At 61.7% G+C, this 5,610-nt stretch carries 6 protein-coding genes; 1 reads left to right on the top strand and 5 read right to left on the bottom strand.

Annotation, left to right across the window (positions count from 1 at the left end; translation table 11 throughout):
• Positions 1 to 159: 159 nt before the first annotated feature.
• From P8Y64_13280 to P8Y64_13290, 3 genes are all read right to left on the bottom strand, one after another.
• The gene (locus P8Y64_13280) at positions 160 to 600 is read right to left on the bottom strand and encodes a GNAT family N-acetyltransferase (GenBank protein MEJ2061436.1); all 441 of its coding nucleotides are present in this window, start codon (positions 598 to 600) and stop codon (positions 160 to 162) included.
• A 12-nt stretch (positions 601 to 612) separates the two neighbouring features.
• Positions 613 to 1,107, bottom strand: coding sequence for a GFA family protein (locus P8Y64_13285; protein ID MEJ2061437.1), 495 nt, complete (start codon positions 1,105 to 1,107; stop codon positions 613 to 615).
• Between the two features lie 106 nt (positions 1,108 to 1,213).
• Positions 1,214 to 2,206: a thioredoxin fold domain-containing protein gene (locus P8Y64_13290; protein ID MEJ2061438.1), complete on the bottom strand. Its 993-nt coding sequence runs from the start codon at positions 2,204 to 2,206 to the stop codon at positions 1,214 to 1,216.
• Positions 2,207 to 2,431: 225 nt separating this feature from the next.
• On the opposite strand from P8Y64_13290, the gene P8Y64_13295 reads away from it, so the two are divergent.
• On the top strand, positions 2,432 to 3,607 hold the full coding sequence (locus tag P8Y64_13295) for an MFS transporter (GenBank protein MEJ2061439.1): 1,176 nt from the start codon (positions 2,432 to 2,434) through the stop codon (positions 3,605 to 3,607).
• A gap of 21 nt (positions 3,608 to 3,628) precedes the next feature.
• On the opposite strand, the gene P8Y64_13300 is transcribed toward P8Y64_13295, so the two are convergent.
• Positions 3,629 to 4,021, bottom strand: coding sequence for a hypothetical protein (locus tag P8Y64_13300; GenBank protein ID MEJ2061440.1), 393 nt, complete (start codon positions 4,019 to 4,021; stop codon positions 3,629 to 3,631).
• Positions 4,018 to 5,610 (bottom strand): S8 family serine peptidase (locus P8Y64_13305; GenBank protein MEJ2061441.1); only part of this gene is annotated, 1,593 nt, incomplete at its 5' end. The genes P8Y64_13300 and P8Y64_13305, both read right to left, overlap by 4 nt.

Consider the following 5,610-nt stretch of genomic DNA (forward strand, 5'->3'; position numbering starts at 1 on the left):
GAGTTCACATTGAACTCACCCTAGTTGTTGCAGGATGCGTGCCATTTCTTAACTGTTTGATTTTCATTAAAAAAACTTGAAATTGGGTGTTTTCAGCCCGCACCAGGAGAAGGCATGACCGGGAAAACGCGCCTGATCGTGGTGCGCCGGCCACCTGAATCAGGCATCGGCGCCGGGCTGAGCAACCCGGCTGCGGAAATGCAGCCCGATGCGCTCCATCCCCTGCCGGTCGTAAAAACGGTGGGCATCGACCCGCTGCATGCCGGAGTCCAGATGCAGCTCGCCGCACCCGGTTCTGGCCGCATAACCCTGCAACCAGGACAGCAGAGCCGCGCCGACGCCCTGGGAACGAACGGCAGGCAGCACGACCAGATCATCCACATACAGGAACCGCCCCCAGGACAGGCTCTCGTTGGTACGGAAGCCCGCGACGCCCACGGGCCCTGCATCGGCCTGCGCATAGGCCAACCGGTAGCCGGACTGCATCTGGGAGCGCACGCGGGGAACGAAGGTCTCTTCTGCGATGTGGGGGCGCAGTTCGTGCATCACGGGATAGCATGCGGCGATCTCGGCATCGGACTCCGCCAACCTGACTTCCATACGCGTCATCTCCTAGTCGTTGTCTTCCAGACCCAACCGCTGGTGCCATTCGGCCAGCGATTCCTCGGGGTATTCGTCGAACAATTGATCGTGCGGCCCCGCCTGCACCTCCACCCAGCCGGCCTTGGAGCCCAGCATCATGTGGGTGCGTTCGGGTGGTACCGGCAGGCCGCTGTCGATCGCCGAGGCATGCGGATGCACCAGCTCCGGCCAGCGCGGGTCCCAGGCCCACAGGGCGCTGCCGCAGTGTTTACAGAAATAGCGCCGCCCCGGATCGAGCCGCGACTCGCCCGTGCGCTCGTCGGTGATTCTCGGCTGATACTCGCTGACCGACTCCATGCCCTCCACCTGCAGGGTGTCGTAGTCCGCCCCGAGATTGATGGCGTACCCGCCGCCACCGGCAGTCTTGCGGCAGATCGAGCAGTAACAAAGGTTGAACGGATAAGGATGACGCGAATGCACGGCGAAGCGCACCGCGCCGCAATGACAGGAACCCTTGAGTTGCATGGCTATGCCTCCCGATTGACCTCGGATACAACAGGTAGACAACGCAAATGCGGGGATTGCGCCCGCTCACGGCACAATCGGGAACGTCCGAATCGCGCTGGACCGGCTAAAGCGCAGGCGGTTCCGGCACCTCGGCGCGCTGCTGCTGGCGCCATTTCTGATAGGTCGGATACTCAAGATAGCCCTTCTCCAGCACGTACTGCAGCACGCCCTGCAAACGGTAAAGACCGACCACGGAATCGATGCGGATGATCTCTTTGCCCTTTTCGTCGAAGAACACCAGCGTCGGCGCATAGAAGATGCCGAGCCGCGAGGCCCAGGACTTGGCGGTCTCGTGCCTGCCGTCCGGGGTCAGCACCGGGGTGTCGGCCCACATGTCGAGCTGTACGGCCTCGAAGCCCTGCATCAGTTCGCGGGTCTTTTCGTGCTGCAGAGGATCACCGTGCAGGATGTCGCAGGCGTGGCAGTCACGTTGTTCGAAAAAGACCACCAGCGGCTTGCTGGCCGGGAAATGCGAACGATCCAGCGCGTACGGCGGGGGGCTGAAAAAGTCTTCCTGATTCAGATCGCCGAGTTCGAACTTGGGTGTGTTCTCCGCCCGGGCCAGGTAATCGCGCAGCGATTCGTGTTTGTAATATCCCTCCGCCACGTAGTGCAGCGCCGCCCGGAACCGGTATGGCGGATAGTAACCGCGCAGGCGCAGCACCACCTTGCCGTCAGGATCGTAGAAGATCAGCGAAGGGGTGAAATTGGTCTTTTCCTGCAGGGCGTACTCGCGCTCGGTGGTCTTGCGCCCGTCCGGCAGCACCACGGGCAGGCTGCCCCAGATGTCGATGGCGATAACATCGAAATGTGCCCGCGTGTAGCGGGTAATGTCCGGACGCCCGAAGTTCTCCTTCATCAGGGCCAGGCAGTAGGGGCAGTTTTCCTGTCCGAAATAGACAATAACGCCCTGCTTGCCTTCCTTGCGGGCATCCTTGAGGTCCACCCGCAGATCCAGAAAGCTCTTCTTGAACCAGTCGGGGTGCGGGATATCCCGTGACGCGGGTACGTCGTTGATGAAGGGAATATGCTCCACCACCGGTGCCGCCTGCGACACGACCGATAACATCATCAACAGCAGAAAAAGGTATCCCGCTCTCACAACCGCTCCCGTCAAAACCGATCTTTATATTAATTGTTCTATGAACCCACTTTACCGGCATTTTCCCTTGCCGGCATCCCGCAGCCCGGTATTGCAGCTGAAAAAACGGGCTATCGGGTGCATGCGCTGAAATCTCGCCTAGGATTAGACGATAATCCCTGTCACCCACCAGAGCCATCCATGTCACCTCGCCTCGCCATTGCCCTGATCGTAATCGCCGAGCTGCTCGGCACTTCCCTGTGGTTCAGCGTCAACGCCGTCGCCGACAACCTGCATCAGGCCTGGGGCATTACGGAGGTGGAGCTCGGCTATCTCACCAGCGCCGTGCAGTTCGGCTTCATCAGCGGCACCCTGGTGCTGGCCCTCACCGGCCTAGCGGACCGCTTTCCGGCCAGCCGCATCTTCGCCGCCTGCGCGCTCATCGGCGCCGCTACGAACGCCGCTTTCGCCTTCGCGGGCGACGGCCTGGCCAGCGGACTGTTCTTCCGGTTTCTCACCGGCCTGGCCCTGGCCGGCATCTACCCCATCGGCATGAAGCTGGTGGTGAGCTGGGCGCCGGAAAAGGCGGGGCATGTACTGGGCTGGCTGGTGGGCATGCTGGTATTCGGCTCCGGCCTGCCGCATCTCATCCGCGGCCTGGAACTGACACCCACCTGGCGTGGCGTGCTGTTTGCGGCATCCGCCCTGGCCGTACTGGCCGGGATCATCGTGGGCTGGCTGGGCGTGGGGCCGCATCATGCCGTCGGGCGGCGCCTGCAATGGGGCGGCGTGCTGCAAACCTTCCAGATCCCGAGCTTTCGGGCCGCCGCGCTGGGCTACTTTGGCCACATGTGGGAGCTGTACGCCTTCTGGGCGGTGGTACCCCTCCTGATCGGGCTGTGGGGTGCACACGACATATCGGGCGCACGCGTGTATCTCGCCGCAGCCGGCGTGTTCGCGGCCGGGGGCATCGGCTGCATCGCCGGCGGCATGGTCAGTCATCGCTGGGGCAGCGGCCTGGTCGCCAGCCTTGCCCTGGCGGGCTCGGCCACCCTGTGCCTGATCTATCCGTTGGCCCAGGGACTGCCCACGGCCGTGCTATTGCTGCTGCTGTTGATATGGGGATTTTTCGTGGTGGCCGATTCGCCGCAGTTCTCGGCGCTGGCGGCCTCGGCCTGCCCGCCGGAACGCCTGGGCAGTGCGCTGGCACTGATGAACAGCGTTGGATTCGGTCTGACCATTCTCGCCATTGAGCTGGCGACCACCGAATGGCAGCACATCACGGTCTACGTCGGCTGGTTGCTGCTGCCCGGGCCCGTGCTGGGACTCATTGCGCTAAGGCCGGTATGGCACAAAGAGCCGGCACCCGAATCATGACCCGTATGATATTCCGCCGCATCAGCGCAACATCGGACTGCGCGATGGAGGATTGAGGCGATAAATCAGGTTGGGTTGAACCGCCTCGATACCGGCGGATGAGCCGGCGCGCTTCACCACCGCCTCAGGACCCGGATCATCGCGCAATTTCATAAGATAACGGCGTTCGCCCAGGGGCTTGAGCGATTCCAGACCGAACTCGCCGTACGCCGTCCTGATCACCGCCTCGTCGGCACCGGCCGCCAGCGTCACGATGTATTCGCCCGGCACCCGCTCACCGACCGGCTCCACACTGACGGCAGCGGAACCGCTCTGTGCATCAGCCGTTTGTTTCGCCGGTGCCGCGCCGCATGCGGCCATGGCCATCGCGCCCAGCAGGACCGAAGGAAGAAGCAGGAAGCGGCTCGATTTCATTGCACCGTGGCAGTCACTCCCGTGGGTGGGCTGATATAGGCCAGCGAACCCATTGCATTAACCGCTTTCCCCGTCGTGGTGATTCCGCTCAATGCGGAAACGGTGGTGCCGCCGTGCAGGATCGCGTTGACCACGTCGTGATAATCGTCGTTGGGATTGTAGGCGAACAGCATGGCGGCGATACCGGACACGAACGGCGTCGCCATCGAAGTCCCATCGATGGCATGGTAAACGTTCGCGCCGGTCTGCAGGGTTTCGATCTGGAAATAGGCGGCCAGCACGCCGGGGCCGTTGGTCGTCGCATCGCTGGTCAGCTGAAAACCGATGGCGCATGTCGCTGTGCGACAAGCGGAGAGATCATAAATCGCTTCCGGCCGGCTTACCGTCCCCGAGTCGTGCTCCAACTGGGTTCCCGTACCGGCAAAAGGGTCCACGCCCGTCGAATCGAATGCCAGATTAAAGTAATCATGATTCAGTTCGGTCTGGACCGAGACGTAATAATTCAACGCTACGGCCGTCACGCTGGGTAATGCCGTGCTGCTCAGGTCGAAGGTCTGCCATGCGATGTCGTTCGCATTATTGGCGTAACCGGCACTGCTGCTCGAGGGATAGTCCGCCGGGTCGTACAGCACCGGCACAGTGTATGTGGTGGCATCCCGTGTCCATCCTCCCGACAGACTCCAGCCGCTGAAATCGGAAGTAATGATCGGTCCACCCCAGGTGCTGAGGACATTGGTACCCGGCGCGCCTACATCCACGCTGCTCGCACCGTAGTCGGAAAAGCTGGCGCGGCTGAAAGACTGGTCCAATGCCGCTACGCAGACCAGGTTGCTCTGGGAATAATTACAGGGGTAATGCGGCGTACTGTCATTGTTCTGGTTGTCATTGCCGGCCGCGACCACGACGACCACACCATGACTTTGCGCATTGGTAATGGCACTGGAGAAGGCCGCGTCATAACTGGTACCACCCAGGCTCATATTGATGACCTTGGCACCGTTCGCGACCGCGAAATTGACGCCACTGACGACATTTGCCGTCGTGCCGCTTCCATCCGGCCCCAGCACCCGCACCGACATGATGCTGGCCTTCTGGCATACACCCGTCACGCCATTGCTGTTGTTGCCGATTGCGCCGATGATGCCGGCCACATGGGTGCCATGCTGTTCCGCACCGCCCACGGGCATGGGGTCGTTGTCGCCATCCACGAAATCGTAACCATGATTCGGATAACTGGTACCGCCATTCCACATGTTGGCGGCCAGATCCTGCTGCGTGTAATTCACGCCGGTATCGACCACGGCCACCGTGACGCTCGAACAATCCGTGATGTGATCCCACGCCTGGGTGGCATCGATATCGTCGCCCGAAGTGCCGGGATTGTTGGTCGCATAATCCCCGTTCGTGACGGTTTGCCCGGAATTGCTCAGTCCCCATTGCTGGCCATAGTTCGTATCGTTGGGCGTGGCCAGTTCGTGGTAGATGAAATTCGGCTGCACGGCAAGCACATCGGGCGCAGCCGACAGCGTGGCGACCGCCGACTGTACGTTTCCATATGCGGCATTCAATTTGACCAGGGTATATCCCGT

Source organism: Gammaproteobacteria bacterium (assembly GCA_037388465.1).
Lineage (GTDB): Bacteria > Pseudomonadota > Gammaproteobacteria > SpSt-1174 > SpSt-1174 > JARRKE01.